This is a genomic window from Rhodococcus sp. KRD197 (assembly GCF_017168235.1).
Taxonomy (GTDB): Bacteria; Actinomycetota; Actinomycetes; order Mycobacteriales; family Mycobacteriaceae; genus Rhodococcoides.
Genome location: NZ_JABFAO010000004.1, coordinates 197,236 through 221,403 on the forward strand (window position 1 = coordinate 197,236; position 24,168 = coordinate 221,403).

The 24,168-nt window shown below is 65.5% G+C and carries 27 protein-coding genes and 4 tRNA genes; 22 read left to right on the plus strand and 9 right to left on the minus strand.

Going from position 1 to position 24,168, the window contains the following annotated elements; all coding sequences use genetic code 11:
- Nucleotides 1-38 precede the first annotated feature (38 nt).
- Complete coding sequence (locus J1M86_RS07145) at nucleotides 39-1,376, plus strand: hypothetical protein (RefSeq protein ID WP_307786554.1); 1,338 nt, start codon at nucleotides 39-41, stop codon at nucleotides 1,374-1,376.
- 106 nt (nucleotides 1,377-1,482) lie between these two features.
- Nucleotides 1,483-2,784: an EAL domain-containing protein gene (locus J1M86_RS07150; RefSeq protein ID WP_206509343.1), complete on the plus strand. Its 1,302-nt coding sequence runs from the start codon at nucleotides 1,483-1,485 to the stop codon at nucleotides 2,782-2,784.
- 19 nt (nucleotides 2,785-2,803) lie between these two features.
- On the opposite strand, the gene J1M86_RS07155 is transcribed toward J1M86_RS07150, so the two are convergent.
- The 3 genes from J1M86_RS07155 to J1M86_RS07165 are packed head-to-tail and all read right to left on the minus strand — an operon-like array spanning nucleotide 2,804 to nucleotide 5,282.
- Nucleotides 2,804-3,190 (minus strand): VOC family protein, encoded by a 387-nt coding sequence (locus J1M86_RS07155; protein ID WP_206509344.1) that lies wholly within the window; start codon nucleotides 3,188-3,190, stop codon nucleotides 2,804-2,806.
- A 27-nt stretch (nucleotides 3,191-3,217) separates the two neighbouring features.
- Nucleotides 3,218-4,354 (minus strand): GGDEF domain-containing protein, encoded by a 1,137-nt coding sequence (locus J1M86_RS07160; protein ID WP_241259717.1) that lies wholly within the window; start codon nucleotides 4,352-4,354, stop codon nucleotides 3,218-3,220.
- A gap of 10 nt (nucleotides 4,355-4,364) precedes the next feature.
- Complete coding sequence (locus J1M86_RS07165; protein ID WP_206509345.1) at nucleotides 4,365-5,282, minus strand: 1,4-dihydroxy-2-naphthoyl-CoA synthase; 918 nt, start codon at nucleotides 5,280-5,282, stop codon at nucleotides 4,365-4,367.
- 43 nt (nucleotides 5,283-5,325) lie between these two features.
- Here J1M86_RS07165 and J1M86_RS07170 point away from each other — a divergent pair, with 43 nt between their 5' ends.
- The 3 genes from J1M86_RS07170 to J1M86_RS07180 are packed head-to-tail and all read left to right on the plus strand — an operon-like array spanning nucleotide 5,326 to nucleotide 7,423.
- Nucleotides 5,326-5,955: a PaaI family thioesterase gene (locus J1M86_RS07170; RefSeq protein ID WP_206509346.1), complete on the plus strand. Its 630-nt coding sequence runs from the start codon at nucleotides 5,326-5,328 to the stop codon at nucleotides 5,953-5,955.
- The gene (locus J1M86_RS07175; protein WP_206509347.1) at nucleotides 5,952-6,923 is read left to right on the plus strand and encodes an o-succinylbenzoate synthase; all 972 of its coding nucleotides are present in this window, start codon (nucleotides 5,952-5,954) and stop codon (nucleotides 6,921-6,923) included. The genes J1M86_RS07170 and J1M86_RS07175 overlap by 4 nt, the downstream gene beginning before the upstream one ends.
- 53 nt (nucleotides 6,924-6,976) lie before the next feature.
- A complete protein-coding gene (locus J1M86_RS07180; RefSeq protein ID WP_206509348.1) occupies nucleotides 6,977-7,423 on the plus strand; it encodes a hypothetical protein in 447 nt (148 codons plus the stop codon).
- A 49-nt stretch (nucleotides 7,424-7,472) separates the two neighbouring features.
- On the opposite strand, the gene J1M86_RS07185 is transcribed toward J1M86_RS07180, so the two are convergent.
- The 3 genes from J1M86_RS07185 to J1M86_RS07195 are packed head-to-tail and all read right to left on the minus strand — an operon-like array spanning nucleotide 7,473 to nucleotide 10,566.
- Nucleotides 7,473-8,891, minus strand: coding sequence for a DUF2252 domain-containing protein (locus tag J1M86_RS07185; protein WP_206509349.1), 1,419 nt, complete (start codon nucleotides 8,889-8,891; stop codon nucleotides 7,473-7,475).
- 35 nt (nucleotides 8,892-8,926) lie between these two features.
- Nucleotides 8,927-9,973 carry an AbrB family transcriptional regulator gene (locus tag J1M86_RS07190; RefSeq protein ID WP_241259718.1) on the minus strand — a complete coding sequence of 349 codons (1,047 nt, stop codon included), beginning with the start codon at nucleotides 9,971-9,973 and terminating at the stop codon, nucleotides 8,927-8,929.
- Nucleotides 9,970-10,566, minus strand: a complete 597-nt coding sequence (locus J1M86_RS07195; RefSeq protein ID WP_206509351.1) for a flavin reductase family protein — start codon at nucleotides 10,564-10,566, stop codon at nucleotides 9,970-9,972. The genes J1M86_RS07190 and J1M86_RS07195 overlap by 4 nt, the downstream gene beginning before the upstream one ends.
- 89 nt (nucleotides 10,567-10,655) lie before the next feature.
- Between J1M86_RS07195 and menD the strand changes: the two genes are divergently transcribed.
- The gene (gene menD, locus J1M86_RS07200) at nucleotides 10,656-12,269 is read left to right on the plus strand and encodes a 2-succinyl-5-enolpyruvyl-6-hydroxy-3-cyclohexene-1-carboxylic-acid synthase (RefSeq protein ID WP_206509352.1); all 1,614 of its coding nucleotides are present in this window, start codon (nucleotides 10,656-10,658) and stop codon (nucleotides 12,267-12,269) included.
- Here menD and J1M86_RS07205 read toward each other — a convergent pair.
- The gene (locus tag J1M86_RS07205) at nucleotides 12,266-12,784 is read right to left on the minus strand and encodes a DUF2505 domain-containing protein (RefSeq protein ID WP_206509353.1); all 519 of its coding nucleotides are present in this window, start codon (nucleotides 12,782-12,784) and stop codon (nucleotides 12,266-12,268) included. The genes menD and J1M86_RS07205 overlap by 4 nt on opposite strands.
- 97 nt (nucleotides 12,785-12,881) lie before the next feature.
- Here J1M86_RS07205 and J1M86_RS07210 point away from each other — a divergent pair, with 97 nt between their 5' ends.
- The 3 genes from J1M86_RS07210 (at nucleotide 12,882) to J1M86_RS07220 (ending at nucleotide 15,243) form a co-directional block, all read left to right on the plus strand.
- Nucleotides 12,882-13,277, plus strand: a complete 396-nt coding sequence (locus J1M86_RS07210) for a DUF3592 domain-containing protein (RefSeq protein WP_139318126.1) — start codon at nucleotides 12,882-12,884, stop codon at nucleotides 13,275-13,277.
- A gap of 91 nt (nucleotides 13,278-13,368) precedes the next feature.
- Nucleotides 13,369-14,517, plus strand: coding sequence for a glycosyltransferase family 1 protein (locus J1M86_RS07215; protein ID WP_187346745.1), 1,149 nt, complete (start codon nucleotides 13,369-13,371; stop codon nucleotides 14,515-14,517).
- A gap of 36 nt (nucleotides 14,518-14,553) precedes the next feature.
- Nucleotides 14,554-15,243 (plus strand): demethylmenaquinone methyltransferase, encoded by a 690-nt coding sequence (locus J1M86_RS07220; protein WP_206509354.1) that lies wholly within the window; start codon nucleotides 14,554-14,556, stop codon nucleotides 15,241-15,243.
- Nucleotides 15,244-15,264: 21 nt separating this feature from the next.
- On the opposite strand, the gene J1M86_RS07225 is transcribed toward J1M86_RS07220, so the two are convergent.
- Entirely contained in the window at nucleotides 15,265-16,488 is a 1,224-nt protein-coding gene (locus tag J1M86_RS07225; protein ID WP_307786555.1) for a geranylgeranyl reductase family protein, read from the minus strand.
- A 152-nt stretch (nucleotides 16,489-16,640) separates the two neighbouring features.
- Here J1M86_RS07225 and J1M86_RS07230 point away from each other — a divergent pair, with 152 nt between their 5' ends.
- Nucleotides 16,641-17,660 carry a polyprenyl synthetase family protein gene (locus J1M86_RS07230; protein WP_206509356.1) on the plus strand — a complete coding sequence of 340 codons (1,020 nt, stop codon included), beginning with the start codon at nucleotides 16,641-16,643 and terminating at the stop codon, nucleotides 17,658-17,660.
- Between the two features lie 92 nt (nucleotides 17,661-17,752).
- On the plus strand, nucleotides 17,753-18,613 hold the full coding sequence (gene htpX, locus J1M86_RS07235) for a zinc metalloprotease HtpX (RefSeq protein WP_206509357.1): 861 nt from the start codon (nucleotides 17,753-17,755) through the stop codon (nucleotides 18,611-18,613).
- 68 nt (nucleotides 18,614-18,681) lie between these two features.
- Here the strand turns inward: htpX and J1M86_RS07240 are convergent, their stop codons facing one another.
- Entirely contained in the window at nucleotides 18,682-19,182 is a 501-nt protein-coding gene (locus J1M86_RS07240) for a YajQ family cyclic di-GMP-binding protein (RefSeq protein WP_075839257.1), read from the minus strand.
- A 154-nt stretch (nucleotides 19,183-19,336) separates the two neighbouring features.
- Between J1M86_RS07240 and J1M86_RS07245 the strand changes: the two genes are divergently transcribed.
- The 11 genes from J1M86_RS07245 to rplA all read left to right on the plus strand — a co-directional run bounded on the left by J1M86_RS07245 (nucleotide 19,337) and on the right by rplA (nucleotide 24,139).
- Nucleotides 19,337-19,419: transfer RNA gene (locus J1M86_RS07245), tRNA-Tyr, on the plus strand.
- Nucleotides 19,420-19,572: 153 nt separating this feature from the next.
- Nucleotides 19,573-19,645, plus strand: a tRNA-Thr gene (locus J1M86_RS07250).
- A 63-nt stretch (nucleotides 19,646-19,708) separates the two neighbouring features.
- Nucleotides 19,709-19,781, plus strand: a tRNA-Met gene (locus J1M86_RS07255).
- Between the two features lie 60 nt (nucleotides 19,782-19,841).
- Nucleotides 19,842-20,009 (plus strand): 50S ribosomal protein L33, encoded by a 168-nt coding sequence (gene rpmG / locus J1M86_RS07260; RefSeq protein ID WP_075839256.1) that lies wholly within the window; start codon nucleotides 19,842-19,844, stop codon nucleotides 20,007-20,009.
- Nucleotides 20,010-20,179: 170 nt separating this feature from the next.
- Nucleotides 20,180-20,665 carry a (3R)-hydroxyacyl-ACP dehydratase subunit HadA gene (hadA, locus tag J1M86_RS07265; RefSeq protein ID WP_187346746.1) on the plus strand — a complete coding sequence of 162 codons (486 nt, stop codon included), beginning with the start codon at nucleotides 20,180-20,182 and terminating at the stop codon, nucleotides 20,663-20,665.
- Nucleotides 20,652-21,077, plus strand: coding sequence for a (3R)-hydroxyacyl-ACP dehydratase subunit HadB (hadB, locus tag J1M86_RS07270; protein WP_075839254.1), 426 nt, complete (start codon nucleotides 20,652-20,654; stop codon nucleotides 21,075-21,077). Before hadA ends, hadB begins: the two co-directional genes overlap by 14 nt.
- Before the next feature lie 201 nt (nucleotides 21,078-21,278).
- A tRNA-Trp gene (locus J1M86_RS07275) sits at nucleotides 21,279-21,351 on the plus strand.
- A gap of 68 nt (nucleotides 21,352-21,419) precedes the next feature.
- On the plus strand, nucleotides 21,420-21,917 hold the full coding sequence (secE, locus tag J1M86_RS07280) for a preprotein translocase subunit SecE (RefSeq protein ID WP_075839253.1): 498 nt from the start codon (nucleotides 21,420-21,422) through the stop codon (nucleotides 21,915-21,917).
- Between the two features lie 66 nt (nucleotides 21,918-21,983).
- Nucleotides 21,984-22,811, plus strand: coding sequence for a transcription termination/antitermination protein NusG (nusG, locus tag J1M86_RS07285; RefSeq protein WP_206509358.1), 828 nt, complete (start codon nucleotides 21,984-21,986; stop codon nucleotides 22,809-22,811).
- A 78-nt stretch (nucleotides 22,812-22,889) separates the two neighbouring features.
- Entirely contained in the window at nucleotides 22,890-23,324 is a 435-nt protein-coding gene (rplK, locus tag J1M86_RS07290; RefSeq protein ID WP_075839252.1) for a 50S ribosomal protein L11, read from the plus strand.
- Nucleotides 23,325-23,416: 92 nt separating this feature from the next.
- Entirely contained in the window at nucleotides 23,417-24,139 is a 723-nt protein-coding gene (rplA, locus tag J1M86_RS07295) for a 50S ribosomal protein L1 (RefSeq protein WP_206509359.1), read from the plus strand.
- Nucleotides 24,140-24,168 lie beyond the last annotated feature (29 nt).

Here is a 24,168-nt window from a genome sequence, read left to right on the forward strand (position 1 = left end):
CGGACCAGCCTAGACGCGAGCTGTGGGACAGTTGAACCGTGGAGTTCGACGAGATCGGCGGGGGTCGCAGCAGCATCGACGAGGCGGTCGCTGCCGCGTTGTCGTCTCTGGACTCGATCGATCCGGCGACGGCGGCCGATGCCCAACTCGGGTGGGAGGGGCTGCGCGGCCTCTCGCCCCCGGCCGGACCGACGCAGAGCTCGGTGCAGACATTTCTCTGGCAACACCTCGTCGAGATCGCCGAGGACCCCGAGCGGGCCTGGGAGATCGCGCTGGCGCTCGCCGAGCTGCTGGACCGTCTGGGGCATGCGCGCTACGCGGACATCGCTCGCAGCCCACGCACCCGGGCACTCCTCGACAACACCGATGACGCGGGCAGGCAGTCGGAGATCGCCGACGCGGTCGCCGCGTCGGGAATAGGCCCGCCGGACACCGATCTCATCACCTGGCAGGACACTCCCGAGGGTCCCGAACTGGCCGTCGTGAGTCTGATCGGTGAGACCCTCGAAGTGGCGACGATTGCGGGTGAGTTCGCGCCGAGCCGAGTCGGCGGACGGCCTCTTCGCGATGGCGCGGTCGCTGCCAAGCGTCGCCGCCTCACCGATTCGGTGCTGCGCTCCGAACGTGCGGGCGGCGTACTCATCGAGCAGCTACTCGATCACCGCATCATGTTGTGGACGCGATACAGCCCGCCGCGGATCGAGCTCTACCGCGATACAGCCGAAGTGCTGCACGAGGCCGTCGAACCGGCCTACTCCTGTGTGCGAAGACTCGAGGGCCTGCTCGCCCTCGTCGGCGACGGTATCGACCTGACCGAGCGCGGATATCTGCCCGGCGCCGTGGTCGAGCGAGCCCTCGGCACCCTGTGGACGCCGAGCGAGTGGCCCTTCCCGCCGGGAGAGGAGATCGACACCGTGCCCGTACTGCGGGTGCGACGGCTGTTGCGCAGGCTCGGTCTGGTCCGTCGGCATCACGGCCGACTGCTGCCGACGGCCAGGGCACGCGGAATGAGCGCCGACCGCATGTGGACGACACTGATCGGCGGATTCGTCGGCACCGCCTACCACCCGGACACCATTGCCGCGGAAGTCGTGTTCGCCGATATCGCCCGCGGCGCACCTCCTGCGGGGGAGGCCGAGCTGCTCACCGAAATACTCACCGCCGAGGGGTGGACGCACCACGGTGGACCTGTCCCGAGCGAGAGTGTCGGGCCGCTCGCCGGGGACGTTCTCGCCGATCTCACCGCGCTCGGTGCGTTCACCTACGACGCCACCCGCCGGGGCAGCTCCACAACGGTCCCGTCGCCCGACGGAGTGCGCCTCGGCGCCGCTCTGTTGCGGCACCGTTTGTTACACACCCAAATGCCCAGCCTGTAAAGAAGACAACCTCGCTCGTCGGCCCGAAGGCGGCGCCTCGCGGTTAAGCTCATCGCAGGACGAGGCACCGGACCGCCGCCGTGCAGCTGTCGGGGAGGGGGCATGCGTGGAACACGACGCGACGCTGCCGAATCGTCGTTCCCGCGCCCGTAGACAGAGCGATTCCGCCCGCCGCTACCTCGATATCGAGGCGACCACGCCGGCGCTGCGCACCACCGTCGAGCTGGCCGCACGCAGTGTCGGTTTCGCTATCGCGCAGCTCAATGTGCTCGACGAAACCATGCAGTACACGCTGGTCAACATAGGTGGGCCACCTGTGTCGACGGTAGAGCGCTCCACCACGCTCTGCGACGACGTGGTGCGCACCGCAAGACCGTCCGTGGTCGCACGCAATCGGGTGGAGGCCACCGTGCGTCAGCGCGGCATTCTCGATCAGAACGGCATCGCCGCGTATGCGTCGGTGCCCTTGCGTGGGCGTGAAGGTCTGGTCGTCGGGTCGCTGTGCCTGCTGGACCGGATGCCACGTGAGTTGAGCGATGGCCAGTTGCAGGAGCTCGAGCAGTACGGTTCCGTGCTCGAGGAACAGCTCGAGCTGCACCGCCGAATCGGTTCCACCCCGGCGAAGTTGGACAACGATCACGACCTTGCCGGCGGTTTGTATGCCGGGCAGATCGTGCCGTGGTTTCAGTCGGTGGTGGATATGCGCACCGAGAAGGTCATCGGCTTCGAGGCCCTCGCGCGATGGCATCACCCCACGCGAGGACTCGTCTCGCCCGGGGATTTCGTACCGTTCGCCGAGTCCAGCGAACTGATCATCGACATCGATCTCGAGGTGTTGCGACTGGCGGTGAAGGAAGCCCAGCTGTGGCAACAGTTGCGCCCCGGTCTGCGTCTTTCCGTCAACCTGTCCGGACGGCATCTGGCGCATCCCGACGCGGTGGCGCAGCTGCAGAGTGCATTTGCGCTGTCCTCGATGGAGCCGCGTCTGATCTCACTCGAGCTCACCGAGACGTCCTCGGTCAACGACGGGCCACTCATCCGTCGACATATCGACGACGTGCACGCCCTCGGCTTCAGAGTTCTGCTCGACGACTTCGGGTCCGGCTGGTCCTCGCTCGAGCGACTCGTGACGCTGGAACCGGACGGAATCAAGATCGACGGCCACCTCACCGGATTCATCGACACGACCAGGGGCCGCGCTGTGCTCAAAGCGCTGTCCTCGATCGCGCAGGATCTGGGAATGTCGATGGTGATAGAAGGCATCGAGACGCGTAAGCAGGCCGATATCGCCTTGGAACTCGGCTGCACGTTCGCGCAGGGCTTCCTGTGGTCACGTCCCCAATCCGCGGTCGCCGTGCGCCGGATGCTCGAGACCCCACGCGAGGAGACCCCAGGCGACGAGGGATAGCGGCGGGGCAGTAGCGGCGTCAGTTCTTTCGCACGTCGCGGCGGAGCGGATGTTCGGCCGGTATCTCCACCAGCACGATGGGAACCCCGTCCGGGTCACGGAGCCAAAGTTCGACAAGTCCCCAGGGTTCCTGCTGCGCTTCCCGCTCGATCGGGATGCCTCGGGATTCGAGCTCGGCGACGGCGGAATCGATGTCGCGGACCTGCAGCCACAGTGCGCCGTCGAAGATGGTCGGCACTTCGGAACCGCCGTGCGCGGCGATCTCGATCAACGACTGCCCGGCGAAGAACACCGTGCCGGCGCGATACTCACGGGCGATGGCGAGACCGAGACCGTCCCGATAGAAGGCGAGTGTTCGCTCGTAATCGGCGGGGCGCAGGATCGTTCTACCGCTCAGAATCTCCACAGCGCCAGTATTGCAGCCGCGCAGTCGTCAGATGAGCGTCGTGACGACCCTGTTGCCGCCCGCCGCTTTGGCCTGGTACATCGTCGAATCGGCAGCGCGGGTCGCGGTGCTGACGGTGTCCGAGTCCGTTGTCCACAGCGGGGATTCGGCGTAGAGAATTGCCGCGCCGACACTCACCGTCACGGGGACGGCGTCGTTCGAGTCGTGCAGGGCGCGTCGGATGCCGTGAATCAGGGCGTCGATGTGCAGCCGCGAGGTGATCACCACTGCCAGGTACTCCTCGCCTCCGGTGCGGCCGAGGACGCCGTACCGCGACAGGTGTCCGGACAATCGATCGGCTACTCGCCGAATGACTTTGTCGCCCTCGTCGTGGCCGTGCAGGTCGTTGACGGCTTTGAACTTGTCGATGTCGACGACGATGACGGCTGCGCACTGGCCCTCGAGTCGACCCTGTGGCCACAGTTCCGAGATCGCCGCATCGAGGCCGCGGCGGTTCAGCAGTCCGGTCAGCGGGTCGAGTGCGGAGCTTCGAGCGTCCGCGGACAGGGTGGTGAGGAAGATGTGGGACGTGACCGGAACGCTCATGATGCCGATCAGCACCACGTCGGTCTGGACCAGCAAGGTGATGGTGTCCATGTCGCCACGGAGATAAAGCAGGAACGCGAAGGTCGACACGACCGACGCCGCGAAGATCAGGTGTGCCACTACCCAGCGCGGGCTGACGAAGAAAGTCGCGAACGCGCCGATGACGGCGAACACGACGCACCCGAGCAGCGCGTTGCGCAGGTCGAGAACGGCCAGCGCGGCTGCCACCCCGATGTCTGCGTACACCGTGAACGCGATGACGCCGAGACGCCCGGGAAACGGTCGTAGCAGCCACAGCGCGGCGATCACCAGATTCGACGCGCACAGCAGCAGTGTCAGCGTCGTCCCGAACGGGCCCGCGGGGCCGCCCTCTGCGAACAGGGACATCGCCGACATGCCGCTGATGTTGATCAGCGACAACGCCACGATGACGCGGATGATCTTCCCCGATGGGTGCGAGTTCTGGAACTCGGTCATCCACTCGTAGTCATGAGGCTGTACGAACCACTCGATGATCGCCGCACCGCCGCCTTCGGGCGTTCGGCGGCGGTGCGCTGGCGGGGTTCGGGCCGGGGACATGGACTCGCTTCTAGAAGTACCGCGGGAACGGTGACCAGTCGGGGTCGCGCTTCTCGAGGAAGGAGTCGCGGCCCTCGACGGCCTCGTCGGTCATATATGCGAGCCGGGTGGCCTCGCCCGCGAACAGCTGCTGGCCCACCAGACCGTCGTCCTGCAGGTTGAAGGCGTACTTGAGCATCCGTTGCGCCTGCGGGGATTTTCCGTTGATCTTCCTGCCCCACTCGATGGCGACGTTCTCTAGCTCGGCGTGGTCGACGACGCGGTTGACGGCACCCATCGCGTGCATGTCCTCGGCCGTGTAGGTATCGCCGAGGAAGAATATCTCGCGCGCGAATTTCTGTCCCACCATCTTGGCTAGATACGCACTGCCGTAACCGCCGTCGAAGCTGCCGACATCGGCGTCGGTTTGCTTGAAGCGGGCGTGCTCGCGGCTTGCGAGCGTCAGGTCGCACACGACGTGCAGGCTGTGCCCACCGCCTGCAGCCCATCCGTTGACCAGGCAGATGACCACTTTGGGCATGAATCGAATCAAACGCTGCACCTCCAGGATGTGCAGCCGTCCCGCGCGGGCCCTGTCGACCGTATCGGCGGTCTCTCCCGGTTGGCCCGTGCTCGCATCCTGCTCCGTGTACTGGTAGCCGCTACGGCCGCGAATACGCTGGTCGCCGCCCGAGCAGAACGACCACACGCCGTCCTTCGCGCTGGGCCCGTTTCCTGTCAACAGCACCGTGCCGACGTCCGAGCTGACGCGGGCGTGCTCGAGGGCGCGGTAGAGCTCGTCGACCGTGTGGGGTCGAAACGCGTTGCGTACCTCGGGCCGATCGAACGCGATACGGACGGTGTCGTCCGTGACGTGCCGGTGGTACGTGATGTCGGTGAGGTCGTCGAAGCCGGAAACGGGTCGCCACAGCGCAGGAGTGAAGGTCACGCCCGCCACGATAGAGTGCCGCGCCACGGGTTACGGTGCTGGCATGAGTGAAAAGGCAGGCCAGGACGAGTACGAGCATCATGGTGGATTCCCCAAGTACACCGCTGCCGACGTCGGGCCGGAATTCGGTCGACTCGTCGAGGCCCTTCGCAGACTGCAGGATCTGGCTGTCAGCGCCGCGCCGACGCCCGAGCTGACCGTCGAGGTGGCCGAGAAGGTGGAGGCGCTCAACGAGCTGCTGGCGCCGTACCAGGTGCCGGAGGGGCAGGCCCCTGCCGGGCGTGTGATGTCTCTTCCCGGACGTGGCTCGTTGCTGATGCTGCCGTGGACGCTGGAGAAGTTCGATCCGGAGGGTGTGCGCAGCCGCGGAACGTTCCGTCGTTTCCATCTCGGCGGAAACGGCGCGGCGCACGGGGGCACGTTGCCGCTGCTCTTCGACGACCTGTTCGGCATGATCCAGCACGCCTACGGGCGCCCCATCAGTCGCACAGCCTTCCTGCACATCAACTACCGCAAGGTCACTCCGCTGGACACCGAGTTGGTCATCGAGGGCAGCGTCGATCGTGTCGAGGGGCGTAAGACGTTCATCAGCGCGGTACTGAAGGACACCGAAGGCAACGTCCTCGCGGACTGCGAGGCGCTGATGGTTCAGCTGCTGAAGGGCCAGCAGTGACAGCCACCTCCGTCGAGGATGTGTTGGATGGGGCGCACGTGCTGGCGCTCCCGATGCGAACCAGGTTCCGCGGAATCAGCACCCGCGAGGTCGTGCTCTTCCAGGGGCCGGCCGGATGGGGTGAGTTCGCACCGTTCGTCGAATACGACGATCAGGAGTCCTCGGCGTGGCTGCGGGCCGGCATCGAGGCAGCCTGGGAGGGCCCACCGAAGCCGTATCGCGAACGCGTCCGCGTCAATGCCACCGTCCCCGCGGTCTCGCCCGACGAGGTGGAGGGGATTCTGGAGCGCTACGCCGGCGTCGACACGGCGAAGGTGAAGGTTGCCGAAAAGGGGCAGACCCTCGCCGAGGACATCGCCCGAGTGCGGGCCGTACGGGCCCGCGTCCCGCGGGTGCGCGTCGACGCCAACGGGGGCTGGTCCGTCGAGGAGGCAGTCACCGCGCTCACCGCGTTGCTCGAAGAAGGCGAGCTCGAGTACGCCGAACAGCCGTGCGCGACGGTTCCCGAGTTGGTCGAGGTTCGCCGGCGTCTGCCGGGTGTGCGTATCGCGGCCGACGAGAGCATCCGGCGCGCCGAGGATCCGCTACGGGTCGTCCGAGCCGGGGGAGCGGACGTCGCCGTGCTGAAGGTCGCTCCGCTCGGGGGCATGCGCGCGCTGTTGGAATTGGCCGGAGAGCTCGGCGAATACGGTGTGCCGGTGGTTGTCTCCAGTGCTCTCGACTCGGCGGTCGGGATGGCTGCGGGCCTCGCCGCCGCCGCGGCGATCCCCAAGCTGGAATTCGCCTGCGGGCTCGGCACCGGAAGTCTGTTCACACAGGACGTGTGCGAGCACGCCGAACTGGTCGACGGTACGTTGGCTGCTGCTGTCGCGGTGCCCGATCCGGAGCGGCTGCAGGCCCTGGCCGCATCGGAGGATCGGGTGGCGTGGTGGCACGATCGAGTCCGGCGGTGCTTCACCCTCCTGTAGTACTCTTCCCCGGTTCGCGTGGCCGAAAAAATACCATCCGAGAGGAAATCGAAGTGGTTGCTGCACTGAAGGAATCTTTGCTCGACGAGTCGAAGCGCGATGTGCTGATGCCGGACATTCTGGCACTGATCGACGCCGAGGTTGCGGACAAGAAGGGCGCCAGCGGCCTCGCCGTCAAGGGCGGATACGGGGCTGTCAAGAAGGTCGGACCCTCGTACATCGACCGGGCAGTGGAGGCGCTCTGGCCGGACTTCGTGGCCCAGCTAGAACCGTTCTGGCAGTCGTACAACGCCGCGCCCGCCGGGTCGTTCTCGGACTACCTCGTCGCCAACTCCGACCAGGTGTCCAACGCGTTGCTGTCGGTGACAGACTCGCGCATCGAGGAGACCGACAAGAGCGTCGTCAAGAAGTTCTACGGCAGCCTGCGCGGCTCGGCGCAGAAGAACGTCGTCGAGGCGCTTCCGCGTGTAGGCGCACTGGTCACCAAGTACGCCGGATAGGCGCTACGCGCATGTGAGTGGAAATACACAGCAGGGCCCGTATTTCCACTCACATGCCGGCGAAGCGGCCGTTCTTGACCGCCTGCACCAGCTGCGCGTGATCGGCCTCGGTCTGGTCGGCGTACAGCCGAGCGAATCGGCACAGCGCCGTGTCCAGAGCATCGGAATCCCCGGCATAGCCCGCGATCATCGACGCCCCACTCGTGCGGGCATGGCCCTTCGCCAGCAGACGCCCGACCACTCCCGCGTAGTCGACCAGCGCGGGCGCATCGATCGAACCGAGATCGATGGTGCCCTTCATGTTGCGGAACTGTCGTACGTAGTACTGCCGACCGTCTATCGTCGTCCACCCGAGTAGCGGATCGCTCACGGTCTGCAGGTCCTGCTGGTATTCGACGACGCGTTGTCCCTGATGTGCGTGCCAGGCGTCCTCGCCGTGCACGTAGGGCGCCAGGACCGACCGTCTGGCCTGCTTGAGTTGCAGGAACACCACGTCGTCGGGACTGCTGCCCTCGAGTAGCGCCACGTACGCCCGCAGTCCGACGCTTCCCACACCCACGACTCGGTGCGCGACGTCGATCAGGGTGTAGCCGCCCAGTACCCGGCGCCAATGCGGCGAGAGGGTTTTGAGGTACTCGTCGAGGCCTTCGGCCAGCAGGTTCTCGTCGCGCTCGGGTATCCGCGTGGTGATCGGCGGTTCCTCGACCAGTCGCCGTGTCCCCTCGTGCTCCTCGGTGAACTGCGGCAGTACCCGGTCGCTGGTGCGTCGGCGGGCCTTCTTCGTCGCCCGTTTGATCTCTCTGCGGAGCGAGCCCTCAGTGGCGTCGGCCTGCAGTTTCTCGGCCGTCAACCGTTGAAACGAACGCGACATCAGCGGTTCGTCGGCCAGCCGCGACACCTCGATGCGGTATGCCCGAACGCAGGCGGCGACGGCATCCTCGCACTGCGATTCGCTGTGGCCGTTCTGACGGCCCGCCACCCAGATGCTGGCGACGAGGCGTCGCAGATCCCACTCCCAGGCACCGGGGTGGGCCTCGTCGAAATCGTTGAGGTCGATCACCAGGTCGCGCTCGGGGGAGGCGTAGAAGCCGAAGTTGCCGAGGTGGGAGTCGCCGCTCACCACGGGATTGATACCTGTCGACGGCAGCAGCGCAACGTCGCGCGCCATCACGATCGCGGTTCCGCGCAGGAAGCCGTACGGCGACTCCATCATGCGTTCGACGCGGACCGGGATGAGCCAATCGATGCGGCCCTCGTGGGAGAACTCGATCTGACGGATCGGATCCAGGCGATCGAGGGGCGGGTTCCACTCGCCCATGGACTCGCGAGAGACCTTCTCGCGTAGGGATCTTCCCAGTTGGTACCGCTCTGCGCGCGGTGTTGTCCTGGCCCGCAGTGTGGCGTAGGACTTGCGATCGTCATCACCGACGGCGGGACCTACCGCGTGGCCGAAGCGAGTATCGGGCATAGCTGAACTCTAAGTCCTGCCACGGCCGCATCGAGTCAGGGCCGTCGATAGTGGCGCACGATCTTGGCGCCCACCGGGACCGCGAAGAGCATCATGAACACCCTGATCACTTGCGCGGCAACGACGAACGTGACATTGGCGCCGGTGGAGGCCGCAATTGCGAGGACGGCATACACACCGCCCGGGGTGGTGGCGAGATAGCCGTCGTACGCCGACATGGACGTCGTGGCGGCCAGCGCGAGTCCGAGGACTGCGCACCCGACGGTGATGCCGATGATCAACAGCAGGGCGGTCGGCAGTATCCGCGAGATCGTGCGCAGACTATCCATCGTGAACTTCAGTCCGGCCTGCCAGCCGATGCCGATGTACGCGGCGGTGAGCAGCAGCGCCGGCACATTGCCATCGATGGAGACTCCCAGCAAGTCGATGGCCGTCACCACGATCATCGGCCCGAGCAAGCCCGGGGCGGGCAACCTGATCAGACGGGCCAGCAAGTAACCGACGGCCGCGCAGATCGCCACGAAGGCAAGATCGAGCAACCACGGTGCGCCCGCGTCCGAGGTGTCGATGATGGCGTCACCGTTCCCGTGCGCGGAGAACACCACGATCGCGACGATCGGCATCGTCGTCGTCACCAGCACGACTCGCAGGTACTGCACCACGGCGACGATGCGTTCGTCGCCGCCGAGTTCCTGCGCGATCGCCACCAACCCCGACGCCCCGCCGGCGACGAGTGCCAGCGCGCCGGTCAGCGAGTCCACGTCCCGACGCAGTCCGAGCAATGCTCCCGCGGCGATGGAGAGCACCAGCGTCCCGACGCACGCCGCGACTACGGGCACCCAGGCGTCACCGAGAGTGGCCAGGGCCTCGCGCTGGACAAGAGTGCCGATCTCGACGCCGAGCACTGCCTGTGCGGCGATTCCCCAGCGGCGCGGTACGCCCGATTTCGGTGCCCACCCGGCCAGCGCGAACACCAGCGCAACGAACAGTGCGACGAACAGGCCCGCGGACGGAACCGCGAGCCAAGAAGCCCCGGCCGTGGCTACGACGGTGATCAGGGCAAGGGTGAGCCAGCGGGTCAAGTAGGGACGCCGGGGCGATCGATCGTACGCACCTCCGGCGGCATGCCCCATTCGGTTCGGCCGAGACGGCTCAGCGGTGCAATGGCCTCGAACGACGGGAGGCCGTCCGCGGCGAGGAACTCGGGGCGCACGGCGATCGCGACGACGCGTCCCATCACCACGAAGGAATTGCCGACCTCGATGATTCGATGCAGCGTGGCCTCGATGGCAACGGGGGATTCGGCGACGCGAGGCGGGGCAACCTTCTCGCTCGGCTCACTCGCGATGCCGAGGGCTTCGAGTTCGCTGACGCCGTGTTCGTAACCGGCGGAGGACGCATTGATCTGCTCGACCATGTGCGCCGTCGCGAGATTGATCACGAACTCGCCCGTTGCCTCGATGTTCCGCAGGCTGTCCTTGCGTCCCACTGAGGTGAATTGCACCACCGGCGGGTTGGGCGAGGAGACCGAGAAGAAGCTGTACGGAGCGAGATTGGCGACCCCCTCGGCGGAAACGGTGGACACCCACGCGATGGGCCGAGGCACGACCGAGGCGGTGAGCAGGGGATACAGGCCGCCGGGCGGCATTTCTGACGGGTCGAAGACAGTGCGCACACCGTTATCGTGTCAAACATTCGTGCGGTGATCAGCACGGCCCGCGGGCCGAATGGGTCGACGCGACGAGAATCTGACAATCTGGAGAGGTGAATCCGTCCAGCGCGCAGGCCGCAACTGTCGTCGACGAACTCGTTCGTGGTGGTGTTCGCGATGTCGTACTGTGCCCGGGTTCGCGCAATGCGCCGTTGGCGTTCGCCCTGCAGGACGCGGACACCTCGGGTCGGCTCCGGCTGCACATGCGGATCGACGAGCGCACCGCAGGCTTTCTGGCACTGGGGCTGATCATGGGCAGCGGTGGACGGCCCGTGCCGGTTGTGATGACCTCGGGGACCGCGGTGGCGAACCTCGGCCCGGCGGTGCTCGAAGCCAACTACGCCCGGATGCCGCTGGTGGTGCTCAGCGCGAACCGTCCGTACGAGATGCTCGGCACCGGCGCCAACCAGACCATCGAGCAGTTGGGGTTGTTCGGCAGCCAGGTCCGCGCGACCATCAGTCTCGGTCTAGCCGAGGACGGCGACGGTCAGAACAGTCAGTGGCGCAGTGCGGTCTGCCGAGTCCTCGCTGCTGCTCGTGGCACCCGCTCGGGCAATGCCGGCCCGGCGCACTTCGATATCCCGCTTCGTGAACCACTGGTTCCCGATCTCACCGACCGCACGCCTGCCCCGCAGGGCCGGGCCGGCGGCGCTCCCTGGACCACGACGCAGATGGCGACGCTGGACGTGCCTGTCGACGTCGACCTGAGTGTGGACACGATCGTGGTCTCCGGCCACGGGGCGGCCCTGCGTCCCGAGCTCGCCGGTCTGCCGACGGTGGCCGAGCCGACGGCTCCGCTGCACGGTGTTCCGCTGCACCCGCTTGCTCTGGCACAACTCGAACCCCGGCAGGCGATCATCACGGGCCGGCCGACGCTGCATCGAGAGGTGTCGTCCTTGCTGGCGAACCCGTCGGTGGAGGTCATCGCGCTCACCACCGGCCCGCGCTGGCCGGATGTCTCCGGAAACGTCCTCGCCACGGGAACCAGGGCGATCACCTCGGGCAGCCCCCGTGGCGGCTGGCTCGAGCGCTGCACGGAGTTGTCCGCGCGCGCCGACATGGCTGTGCGCGACGAACTCGCGGCGCACCCCAAGCCGACTGGCCTGCACGTCGCGGCGACGGTGATGTCCTCGCTCCGAGACGGCGATCAGCTCCTGCTGGGAGCGTCCAATCCGGTGCGCGATGCGGCCCTGGTGAGCTATCCGACGCACGGGGTGCGGGTGCTCTCGAACCGCGGCGTCGCGGGCATCGACGGGACCGTCTCGACGGCCGTCGGCGCGGCGCTCTCCGGTTCGGGTCGCACCATCGCGCTTCTCGGCGACCTGACATTCCTCCACGACGCGGCGGGGTTGCTGATCGGTACCGGTGAGCCGCGGCCGAGCGATCTGACCATCGTCGTGGCCAACGACGACGGCGGCGGAATCTTCGAACTGCTCGAGCAGGGCGATCCGCAGTACGCGGGGGCGTTCGAGCGGGTGTTCGGGACGCCGCACGGGATGGATCTCGCGGCCTTGTGTGCGGCATACCGGATCGAGCACCGCAGCGTCGACGTGTCGTCCCTGGCTGCGGCGCTGAGCGAGGGCACCGAGGAGATCCGTGTCCTCGAAGTGACCACCGAACGCTCGGGGCTGCGCGAACTCCACGCCGGGATTCGCACGCGCCTCTAGCTGTTGGGTGTCATCCCGTCCTGCTCGCGCGCCCACTCGACCGTCTCCCGTGTTTCCCGGTCGACCATGTCTTTGATCATGTCGTTGACGAGCGACTCGATCTTGCCGCCGATCAGCGGGATCTTCACCGTCGAGATACCGCTGACCGTCAGCACGGTTCCGGATCCGCCGGGACGCAGCGTCATCGTGCCCTGCACCCGCGCTGCGACCGCCGTCGCCCCGCCTTGCAAGGTCCCGTCGGCGCGGTCACCGTCGAGTGGGCCCCAGTAGTCGGTTCGAGTGATGAGCAGTTTGCCCCTGACCACCTTCTTGACGAACCCGGGCAGTTCCGAGGTACCGACCTCCTCGGACATCTCGACGGTCAACCCGCCGTTCCCGTGTGCCGTCAACGCGTAGCCGTCGACCTTCTCGGCCTTCGCGAAGCGCGCAAGCCACTGATCCGTGCTGGTGAGGGCCTCGTGCACATCGGCCGGCGTGTACTCGGAATTGATCGTGAACTCGAAGTCGCGAGACATGTCGAGCAACGCTACCGGAGCGGTCGTCTACAGCGGCCCAGTAACGTCTGGGGGCGTGAGTACTCGCAGCGTGAACATCGACGAGCGCACCGCGAAGATTCGGCGGCGGGCGAGGGCCTCGGTGTTCGTGGTGGCAGTCGGTCTGTCGGTGCTGGCTTTCCTGCTCGTCGTCGCTGCGTGGCAGAACGATCGCACCATCACTTCCGACGAGGGGCGAGCGACGGCAGAAGTGCTCTCCGCCGGGAAACTGAGGTCGGCGATCAGCTTCGTCACCCCGGACGGCGTGACCCACAACCCCGAGTTGGGCGTCCTCTACCCCACCAATCTCATCGCCGGTCAGAACATCGACGTCGAGTACGCGCGATCCGAACCGGATCTCGTTCGAGTATCCGGACGCAACGCCTCCGTGGCCGTCGTCCCAGCGGCCTCCGTCGTGGTCGTGACATGGGCAATAGCCGGCCCGCTCATGTTTCTGCTCAGACGCAAGCAGTGAGGTGAACGCGATCAGATGATTCGCGCGAACTTCGCCCACTCGTAACGTCCTCGCTCCCAAATGGCCGGAACGGCTGCCCACACTGGGGATCGTGCGAGTAGCCATCGTTGCGGAATCGTTCCTACCCAACATGAACGGCGTCACCAACTCGGTGCTCCGAGTCCTCGAACATCTGGAGAGAACGGGCCATCAGGCGATGGTCGTCGCGCCGGACACCCCGGCCGGCAAGCCTCGTGCGGCAGTCGAACACGGGCGCACCCCGGTGCACCGGGTACCGGCCGTCATGGTGCCCAAGGTCAGTTCGCTGCCCGTCGGACTACCCGGCCCCGGTCTGACGTCGACGCTGCGCGAGTTCGATCCCGACGTCGTTCACCTGGCATCGCCGTTTCTACTCGGCGCCGGCGGGCTCGCCGCAGCCAACCGCCTCGGCGTTCCAGCAGTGGCCGTCTACCAGACGGATGTCGCTGGATTCGCCGAGAGCTACGGCCTCGGACTTACATCCCGTGCCGCGTGGCGCTGGACCAGGCGAGTGCATCGCGGCGCCGCCCGAACCCTCGCCCCGTCCACGTCCGCTGTGGACGCACTCGAACAGCACAAAATCCCTCGCGTGCACCGATGGGCCAGGGGCGTCGACGCGATCCGATTCGCGCCGTCCGCTCGCCGCGAGTCCCTGCGCAGGCAGTGGCTCGGTGACGGCAACGCACAGCTGATCGTCGGATTCGTCGGACGGCTGGCACCGGAGAAGCACGTGGAGCGGCTCGCCGCTATCGCAGACAACCCCGACATCCAAATCGTTGTGGTGGGCGACGGCCCCGACCGCGCCTCCCTGGAGCAGTTGATGCCGTCGGCGATATTCACCGGCCAGCTAGGCGGCGACGATCTCGCGCAGGCGTACGCGAGCTTCGATGTGTTCGTGCATCCCGGTGAGCACGAGACTTTCTGCCAGGCCGTGCAGGAAGCCCTCGCCAGCGGCATCCCGGTCATCGGGCCGGACGCGGGCGGGCCGCGCGACCTGATCTCGCACTGCCGCAACGGGTACCTGCTGCCCGTGGACCGTTTCACCGAACTGCTCCCCAGCGCGGTGACCGCGCTGGCCTCGTCGTCGATGAGAGCCCGGTTCGGTGAAGCCGCACGCAAGTCCGTCCTGCACCGCACCTGGCCGGCGATCTGCGACGAACTGCTCGGTCACTACAGCGAGGTACTCGGCTGGGAGTCTCGTCGGTCGCTCCGATCCGCCTGATTCTGAGCGGATGCGTGCTGACGTAAGCTCGAATTCGTGTCCACAACGCGTGCAACGCTCGACAAGGAACCACACGAGGTCGCGTCGATGTTCGACGGCGTCGCCCGTCGATACGACATCACCAACACGGTTCTGTCCTTCGGCCAGGATCGCAGCTGGCGCAAGCTCACCCGCGAGGCGTTGAACCCGAAACCGGGGGAGAAGGTGCTCGATCTCGCCGCCGGCACCGGCGTCTCGACCGTCGAGCTCGCCCGCAGCGGTGCGTGGTGCGTGGCAACGGACTTTTCGAAGGGCATGCTGGCGGCCGGTTCGCAGCGTCCGATCCCGATGGTCGCCGGTGACGCGATGCATCTGCCGTACGCCGATGCGAGTTTCGACGCAGCGACCATCTCCTTCGGGTTGCGCAACGTCTCCGACTTCCGCGCCGGACTGCGCGAAATCGCTCGCGTCACCAAGCCGGGTGGACGCCTGGTCGTGTGTGAGTTCTCGACGCCGGTGTTCGCGCCGTTCCGGACGGTCTACATGGAGTACCTGATGAAGATGTTGCCTGCGGTCGCGCGCGCGGTCTCGTCCAACCCCGACGCGTACGTCTACCTCGCCGAGTCGATCCGTGCGTGGCCCACGCAGGAGCAGCTGGCTGCCACCATCGCCGAGAGCGGATGGTCCTCTGTGCAGTGGCGCAACCTCACCGGCGGGATCGTCGCGCTGCACCGCGCCGTGCGCTAGCGCGGCATCATGTGAACTGCATCATGTGAACGGGGGCCGGGAGTCGATTCTCGACGACGCACTGCCGGTCGCACGCCATGCCCGCGCGACGAGATCGGTATCGGCGTCGGTGACGAGGTTGCCCATGACACGAACTGCGACGGTCATCAGCGCGCGTGAGCGCATGCCGATGGGACCGGTCGCCGGGAGGAATCGGGGCACCGTCAGCAGACCTGCCAGGCGCCGAGCGATGGAGAACGCCTGCCCGTAGTGCTCGCGCAGCAGGTTCGGCCACGCCAGGGTCAGATCTCTCTCGTCGAGGAGATCGGCGATCATGCGGCCGCCTTCGAGGCCGTAGTCGATGCCCTCGCCGTTGAGCGGATTGACGCAGGCCGCCGCGTCGCCGATGATCGCCCAGTTCTCGCCCGCGATGTTCGACACGGCTCCGCCCATCGGCAGCAGCGCGGACGCCACCGCTCGTAGGTCGCCGGTGAGAGCCCAGTCGGCGCGCCGCTGATCGGTGTAGAGATCCAGTAGGGGCCGCAGTGACCCGTTCGCGGGCCGCTTCGCGGTCGCGAGGGTCCCGACGCCGATGTTCACCTCGCCGGTACCGAGGGGGAAGATCCACCCGTACCCGGGTTGCAGTGTGCCGTTGCCGTCCCTCAGTTCGAGGTGCGAGGAAATCCACTCCTCGTTGGACCGTTCCGAACCGATGTACGCTCGTGCAGCTACTCCGAAGACAGTGTCGCGGTGCCATTGTCGGCCGAGTTGCTTGCCGAGCGAGGAGCGGACCCCGTCGGCTACGACGAGCTTGTCGCAGCGGATCTCGTCACCGCCGTCGAACACGACCGAGGTGACTGCGTTGCCCCGGCGTTCGACGCCGACTGCCTTGGCGCCCTCCACCATCGCCGCGCCGGATTCGACTGCGACGCGCCGGATCCGGTCGTCGAGCTCGGCTCTGGGAACAGCACTCCCGACGACGGGCAGTGATCCACCCGGCCATTCGAGTTGCAGCTCCTGTCCGAATCCGGACAACCGAAGCCCGCGGTTCTCCGCGCGCCCCCGCGTCCACTCACCGAGCCCGAGTCGGTCGAGTTCGGCCATGGCACGCGGGGTCAGGCCGTCGCCGCACGTCTTGTCGCGGGGAAAGGTCGCCGAATCGGCGAGGATCACGCTTCGACCCGCTCGGGCGGCCCATGCCGCGGCGGCCGACCCGGCCGGACCGGCGCCGATGACGAGGACGTCGGTGGATCGGGGAGAAGTCACCCATCCAGTAAAGCAGCGCTGCCGGCGTGGGATCTGCAGTGGTCTGGGGCACCTTCCCTCTGCACGGCACACTAGGTTCATTACGGTAGTGCGGGGGTACGTCGGGATCGCAGTGAAACCGTTGCAGGACGAACAGGACAGGACCAACAATCGTGAGCACAGACGACGCGGCCGGATCGACGGTCGTTGCCGGGGTGGATCTCGTCGATCCGGAGCTTGCACGAACCGTCGCCGCCGGACTGGAGAGCGTCGAGAAGTTGATGATCTCCGAGCTGTCCGACGGCGAGGACTTCCTCACCGAGGCAGCTCTTCATCTCGCGAAGGCGGGAGGAAAACGGTTCCGTCCGCTGTTCACCGTCCTGACCGGCCAGCTCGGACCGAAACCGACAGACGAATCCATCGTCACCGCCGCCACCGTCGTCGAACTGGTCCACCTGGCCACGCTCTACCACGACGATGTGATGGACGAGGCGACGATGCGCCGCGGGGCGGAGTCCGCCAACTCGCGCTGGGGCAACAGCGTCGCCATCCTGGCCGGCGACTACCTGTTTGCGCATGCCTCGCGTCTGGTCTCCACTCTCGGCCCCGAGGCGGTACGCATCATTGCCGAGACCTTTGCGGAGTTGGTCACCGGTCAGATGCGCGAGACGATCGGCGTCAAGCGGGACGAGGATCCCATCGCGCACTACCTCCGGGTGGTGTGGGAGAAGACCGGATCGCTGATCGCTGCGTGCGGTCGATTCGGTGGAACGTTCTCCGGTGGCGACGCCGATCACGTCGCCGCGCTCGAGCGTCTCGGCGACGCTGTCGGCACGGCGTTTCAGATTTCCGACGACATCATCGACATCTCGTCGGCGTCGGAGCAGTCGGGCAAGACTCCGGGCACCGATCTTCGGGAGGGCGTGCACACGCTGCCGGTTCTGTATGCGCTCGGCGAAGCGGGAGCCGACGGCGACCGGTTGCGTGAGCTGCTCGATGGCCCGGTCACCGACGAGGAAGCACTGGCGGAGGCCCTGACGTTGCTGGACCGCTCACCCGGAATGACGAAGGCGAAGGCCACGCTCGGAGACTTCGCTGCGAAGGCCCGCGCCGAGCTCGACAAACTTCCACAGGGTGCGGCGAACGACGCGCTCGGCCGGTTGGTGAACTACACGGTCGAGCGGGTCGGCTGAGCAGTTGCTCGGGAACCCGACAAGGTGCCGCGATCGTTGATATCTCGAGAGTTGTCCTCGAGATATCGAGGTAGTCCCGGGAAGAGGCGGCAATGAGCTACGCAAACGGTGTCAAGACCTTCGGTCTGTTGATCGGAATGTCGGCGCTCATAGTCTTCATCGGATCGCTGTTCGACAGTCCGACGATTCTGTTCCTGTCGGTTGCGCTTGCGGTGGGCGTCAACGGCTACGTCTACTTCAACAGCGCCAAGCTGGCTCTGCGCTCGATGCACGCGCAACCGGTCACCGAGGTCGAGGCGCCCACGATGTACCGAATCGTGCGTGAGCTCGCGACCACCGCCCACCAGCCGATGCCTGCCCTCTACATCAGTCCGACCAACAGTCCCAACGCGTTCGCGACCGGTCGGAACCCGCGCAATGCTGCGGTGTGTTGCACCACCGGAATTCTGCAGATCCTCGACGAACGTGAGTTGCGTGCCGTGCTGGGCCATGAGCTCAGCCACGTCTACAACCGCGACATTCTCATCTCCTCGGTTGCCGGCGCGATGGCTGCTGTCATTTCCGGCCTCGCCAATTTCGCGCTGTTCGCTTCGATGTTCGGCGGTCGGGGTGGCAACGGCGCCAACCCCCTCGCGCTGCTGCTGGTGTCGATGCTGGGCCCGATTGCGGCCACCGTGGTGAAGTTGGCAGTGTCCCGCTCACGGGAGTACCAGGCGGATCAGTCTGGCGCGGAGCTCACTGGGGACCCGTTGGCGTTGGCCTCGGCGCTGAGGAAGCTCGAGCGCGGCGTGCAGGCGGCCCCGCTGCCCCCTGAGCCGCGCATCGCAGCGGAGGCGCACCTGATGATCGCCAGCCCGTTCCGGGCGGGGGAGAAGGTCGGCAGGCTGTTCGCGACGCATCCGCCGATGGCCGACCGCATCGACCGTCTCGAGCGGATGGCGCGCGGCTTGTAGGCAGCTTCGCCGCATGTGAGCGAAAATACATAGTCCGTCACGTATTTCCACTCACATGCGCACAGCGCCTACCGGTAGTTGACGAACTGAAGGGCGAGGTCGAAGTCCTCGGACTTCAGTAGCTGCTGAACGGCCTGGAGGTCGTCGCGTTTCTTGCTGCTGATGCGCAACTCGTCGCCCTGGATCTGCGCCTTGACGCCCTTGGGCCCCTCGTCGCGGATCTTCTTGGTGAGCTTCTTGGCATTTTCCGTGGAGATGCCCTGGACGAGCTTGCCGGTCACCTTGTAGACCTTGCCCGAGGCTGCCGGATCGTTGGCCTCGAAGGCCTTGAGCGAGACGTCGCGGCGGATCAGCTTCTCCTTGAAGACGTCGAGTGCCGCCTTCACCTTCTCTTCGCTCTCGGAAGTAATGACGATCACCTCCGCATCGCCGCTGCCGGACCACTCGATGACGGTGCCCGACCCGCGGAAGTCATAGCGAGTCGCCAGCTCCTTCGCTGCCTGACCCAGAGCGTTGTCGACCTCCTGACGATCGACCTTGCTCACCACATCGAAGGAAGAATCTGCCACTGAGTACTCCTGTGTCGAATCGATTGCTTTTCGGACTTCGGCCCCGACGTTAGCCGGTCCGCACCCCCGCTATCCACCCGGTTTGCGTTCCCGGGGGCCGTTCGTTGTATTCTTCTCTCCGCGTCGAAGAGTGTGAATCTCTTCGGGTGCACACGGCAGATTGCCCGAGCGGCCAATGGGAGCGGACTGTAAATCCGTCGGCTTATGCCTACGTAGGTTCGAATCCTACATCTGCCACACAGGAACCCCAGCGAGATGACCTCCCGCTGGGGTTTCTACTTTCGAAGAGGATCGCAAGATGGCCGCTGAGCATGCAATTTGGCAGTCGGCGTTCGGAATGTGTAACCTCTTGAAGGCTTCGGCGCACAGCTTGTCCGTGCGCAGATGCACGCCCCCTTAGCTCAGTCGGTAGAGCGTTTCCATGGTAAGGAAAAGGTCAACGGTTCGATTCCGTTAGGGGGCTCGCTGGATTGGATAGTTCGCTTCGCGCCTTCTGCAGTGAGAGGGTGTAGGGGTGAGCACCTGAGGCGGTGTAGCTCAGTTGGTAGAGCAAACGACTCATAATCGTTGCGTCGCCGGTTCAAGTCCGGTCACCGCTACACAAGAAAACTGCACAGTCCTGATTAACCGGATCAGATTTACCCGAAAGTAGGCATCCAGTGGCCTCCTCCACCGATGTGCGGCCCAAGATCACCTTGGCCTGCGACGTTTGCAAGCACCGTAACTACATCACGAAGAAGAACCGTCGCAACGACCCCGACCGCCTCGAGCTGAAGAAGTTCTGCTCGAACTGCGGAACGCATCGTGCGCACCGCGAGTCTCGCTAGCTGCGACCCCCTCGGCTGCTGGTTCTCGTTCGGAGTCGACGCCACGCGTTAGGCCTGTTACTCCTGCCCTAACGCGTTTGCGTCCTGGGTAGATAAGGTTTTCTTTCGGCGTGAGTGAGTCAGAGCAGAATTCCGAGTCGCTGCAGGATCCGGCGGCGCATGCGGCCTCGATGGTCGGTCACCACTACAAGGTGGAGCACGTCTACGAGGTCGGCCGCGAGAAGGTTCGCGAGTATGCGCGTTCCGTTCAGGATTGGCATCCGGCGCACCACGACGAGGACGCGGCGCAGAGCCTCGGCTACGACGGACTGCTCGCCCCGTTGACGTTCATCTCGTTGGTCGGGATCATCGCGCAGAAGCGGATGTTCAAGGAATTCATCACCGGCTACGACCCGAGCCAGATTCTTCAGACCGATCAGCGCTTGGAATTCCACAAGCCCATCTCGGTGGGCGACGAGCTTTCCTGCGAGGTCTTTCTCGATTCGTTCCGTCAGATGAGCGGCAGCGACATCATCACCACCAAGAACATCGTGACCGATCAGAACGGCGAGCTCGTGCAAACCACGTGGACCACTCTGGTGGCGCGTACCGGCGGCGAAGTCGACGAGAACATCGCCCACGCTGTCAAGGAAGTGATCATGCATGGCGCTTCGTAGATTCGCGGATGTATCCGTCGGCGAGGAACTGCCTGAACGCGTGGTGAAGCTGACTCGCGGCGATCTGGTCAACTATGCCGGTGTTTCCGGCGACCCCAATCCGATCCACTGGAGCGACGAGGTCGTCAAGCTCGCGGGTCTGGACAATGTCATCGCGCACGGCATGCTGACCATGGGACTCGGTGCTGGCTTCGTCACATCGTGGCTGGGTGATCCTGGCGCAGTGACCGAGTACAACGTTCGTTTCACGAGTTCTGTCTACGTGCCCGCGGATTCGGCTGCGTCGGTCGAGTTCGCCGGCAAGGTCAAGTCCGTGGATCCGGACTCGAAGTCAGCGGTCATCGCCATCATCGCAAAGTCCGAGGGCAAGAAGATCTTCGGTCGCGCGACGGCCACCGTCCGTCTGGCCTGACTCGGACGACCGGGCCCGGACGCCGGCGGTCCGACGGGGATTTCGGGGTTCCCCAGCCTGTGCAGTACACTGAGATTTCTGTGGTCGTTCAGCGCTGCGCGCTGCCATAGCTCCATCGGGTTCGTCCCGAACATGGAGCTGACGGGTAGCGCGTATGTTGTGTGACCGCAGGACGGTCCTGTCCGTCTCGGACGGGTCCGAAGGGGCGTAGCTCAATTGGTAGAGCAACGGTCTCCAAAACCGTAGGTTGCAGGTTCAAGTCCTGTCGCCCCTGCCCAAGTCGCTCGCGCCTCGCCTTCACGGCGAGGGCGGCGATGGTGTCAGCTACTGAGAGGAACGACGGTGAGCGAGGAGCGCGGTAAGCGCGAAGACGGGTCCGAGGACTCGTCAGCGTCCGACTCGTCGGCGCCAGGTTCGCCGACGCCCGGCAACACCGAGGCCGGAGCTGCTCCCCAAACGGGGGCGTCTGCGTCCTCCGATGTCGGTGCGGTCAAGCCGACCGGTAAGCGGACAGCTCGTCGACGCGGGGCGTCGGACAGCGATCCGTCCGGAGCCAAGGTTTCCATCTCCAAGTCTTCCTCTGCTGCGGGCGCCTCGACTTCGCGCTCGGCTCTGAGCACGCGCGAGGTCTCTCGCGAGCCCAAGCGCATGAATATCTTCAAGCGCTTGCGCAAGTTCCTCCGTGAGGTCATCGCCGAGCTGCGGAAGGTGATCTGGCCGAACCGCAAGCAAATGGTCACGTACACGAGCGTCGTGCTCGTGTTCGTGGCGTTCATGGTCGCCTTCATCAGCGGGGCCGACATGGCGTTCATCCGCGGCATCGAATGGGTGTTCGGCTGACGAACGGCGTTCGATTTTCGCGATGATCTCCACAACTTGCTTCAAACGACAGAAAGGGTGCCTGCTGTGAGCACGCCGCACAACGACGCCACCGAAGTGGCCGCATTCGACGCCGATGTCGAGGCGACCAAACAGGGCCTCGAAGCGGAGCAGGCCGCTCAGGACCGCGAGACCGACGAGGCCATCGCCGCCGATGTGGCTGCTGCTGCAGGCGACGACGCAGTTCCCGCTGACGATGCAGTCTCCGCGGACGACGCCGATGTCTCGGCAGAGCCCGAGGATCCGGTTGCCGAGATGAAGGCCGCGCTGCGTCGCGCCCCCGGTGACTGGTACGTCATCCACTCGTACGCCGGTTACGAGAACAAGGTGAAGGCGAACCTCGAGACACGCGTGCAGAACCTCGATGTCGGCGACTACATCTTCCAGGTCGAGGTTCCGACCGAAGAGGTCACCGAGATCAAGAACGGGCAGCGCAAGCAGGTCAACCGCAAGGTCTTGCCCGGTTACATCCTGGTCCGCATGGAGCTGAACGACGAGTCCTGGGGCGCGGTGCGTAACACTCCAGGCGTCACTGGTTTCGTCGGTGCCACGTCCCGTCCGTCGCCGTTGACGATCAACGAGGTCGTCAAGTTCCTCATGCCGCAGGAAGGCACGAAGAAGGACGCGAAGGACTCCAAGTCCACCGGTGAGCAGGGCGAAGCTACGTCGAAGCCGACCATCGAGGTCGATTTCGAGGTCGGCGAGTCGGTCACCGTCATGGACGGTCCGTTCGCGACCTTGCCCGCCAGCATCAGCGAGGTCAACGCCGAGCAGCAGAAGCTCAAGGTGCTGGTGTCGATCTTCGGCCGTGAAACCCCGGTCGAACTCGGCTTCACGCAGGTCGCCAAGATTTAGCCGGCGCCACTTCAGCGAGAGCCGCACACACTTGCAGTAGGAACCGCAAGAAACCCGAGCGAATACAAGGAAAAAGAAATGCCCCCGAAGAAGAAGAAGCTAGCCGGGATCATCAAGCTTCAGATCCAGGCCGGAGCGGCCAACCCCGCTCCTCCCGTCGGCCCCGCATTGGGTCAGCACGGCGTCAACATCATGGAGTTCTGCAAGGCGTACAACGCCGCGACCGAGTCGCAGCGCGGAAACGTCGTGCCGGTCGAGATCTCGGTCTACGAGGACCGCACGTTCGACTTCAAGCTGAAGACCCCGCCCGCTGCCAAGCTGCTGCTCAAGGCAGCCGGTGTCGCCAAGGGTTCGGGCGAGCCGCACAAGACCAAGGTCGCCAAGGTGACCATGGATCAGGTGCGCGAGATCGCCAAGACCAAGGCCGAAGACCTCAACGCCAACGACATCGACCAGGCCGCGAAGATCATCGCCGGCACTGCTCGTTCGATGGGCATCACAGTCGAAGGCTGATTTACCCCTGCGGAGCGACCAGAAGACACAGAACGTGGGAGGGCCGGCCAGGCCCGTCAACCACACTGAACCGAATTTAAGGACAGTAAGACATGGCAAAGCGCAGCAAGGGCTACCTCGAGCAGGCAGCCAAGATCGACGCGGACAATCTGTACACCCCTCTCCAGGCAGCGAAGCTCGCCAAGGAAACAGCGTCGAGCAAGTTCGACGCGACCGTCGAGGTCGCCGTTCGTCTCGGCGTCGACCCTCGCAAGGCAGACCAGATGGTGCGCGGCACCGTCAACCTTCCCCACGGCACCGGCAAGACCGCTCGGGTCATCGTTTTCGCCGCTGGTGAGAAGGCTGCTGAAGCAGAGGCAGCAGGAGCCGACGTCGTCGGTGCAGAAGATCTGATCGAGCGCATCCAGGGCGGTTTCCTGGATTTCGACGCCGCGATCGCCACCCCTGACCAGATGGCCAAGGTCGGCCGCATCGCACGTGTCCTCGGACCGCGTGGCCTGATGCCGAACCCGAAGACGGGCACGGTCACCAACGATGTGACCAAGGCCGTTACCGATATCAAGGGCGGCAAGATCAACTTCCGCGTCGACAAGCAGTCCAACCTGCACTTCGTTATCGGCAAGGCATCGTTCGACGACACCAAGTTGGTGGAGAACTACGGTGCAGCGCTGGATGAGATCCTTCGCGCGAAGCCGTCCTCCGCCAAGGGCCGCTACGTCAAGAAGGTCACCGTGTCGACGACGACCGGACCAGGTGTCCCCGTCGACCCGAACCGCACGCGCAACCTCCTCGATGATGACGGTGCGGAAGCGTAATTCGCCTCGTACGAATCGAAAGAAGCCGG

What these genes read in the sequence shown, in the direction of transcription:
- J1M86_RS07205 (WP_206509353.1), bottom strand. Translation starts at nt 12,784, where the DNA reads ATGTCTCGCGACTTCGAGTTCACGATCAATTCCGAGTACACGCCGGCC.
- J1M86_RS07185 (WP_206509349.1), bottom strand. Translation starts at nt 8,891, where the DNA reads ATGCCCGATACTCGCTTCGGCCACGCGGTAGGTCCCGCCGTCGGTGAT.
- rplK (WP_075839252.1), top strand. Translation starts at nt 22,890, where the DNA reads ATGCCCCCGAAGAAGAAGAAGCTAGCCGGGATCATCAAGCTTCAGATC.
- htpX (WP_206509357.1), top strand. Translation starts at nt 17,753, where the DNA reads ATGAGCTACGCAAACGGTGTCAAGACCTTCGGTCTGTTGATCGGAATG.
- hadA (WP_187346746.1), top strand. Translation starts at nt 20,180, where the DNA reads ATGGTCGGTCACCACTACAAGGTGGAGCACGTCTACGAGGTCGGCCGC.
- J1M86_RS07160 (WP_241259717.1), bottom strand. Translation starts at nt 4,354, where the DNA reads ATGTCCCCGGCCCGAACCCCGCCAGCGCACCGCCGCCGAACGCCCGAA.
- hadB (WP_075839254.1), top strand. Translation starts at nt 20,652, where the DNA reads ATGGCGCTTCGTAGATTCGCGGATGTATCCGTCGGCGAGGAACTGCCT.
- rplA (WP_206509359.1), top strand. Translation starts at nt 23,417, where the DNA reads ATGGCAAAGCGCAGCAAGGGCTACCTCGAGCAGGCAGCCAAGATCGAC.
- J1M86_RS07170 (WP_206509346.1), top strand. Translation starts at nt 5,326, where the DNA reads ATGAGTGAAAAGGCAGGCCAGGACGAGTACGAGCATCATGGTGGATTC.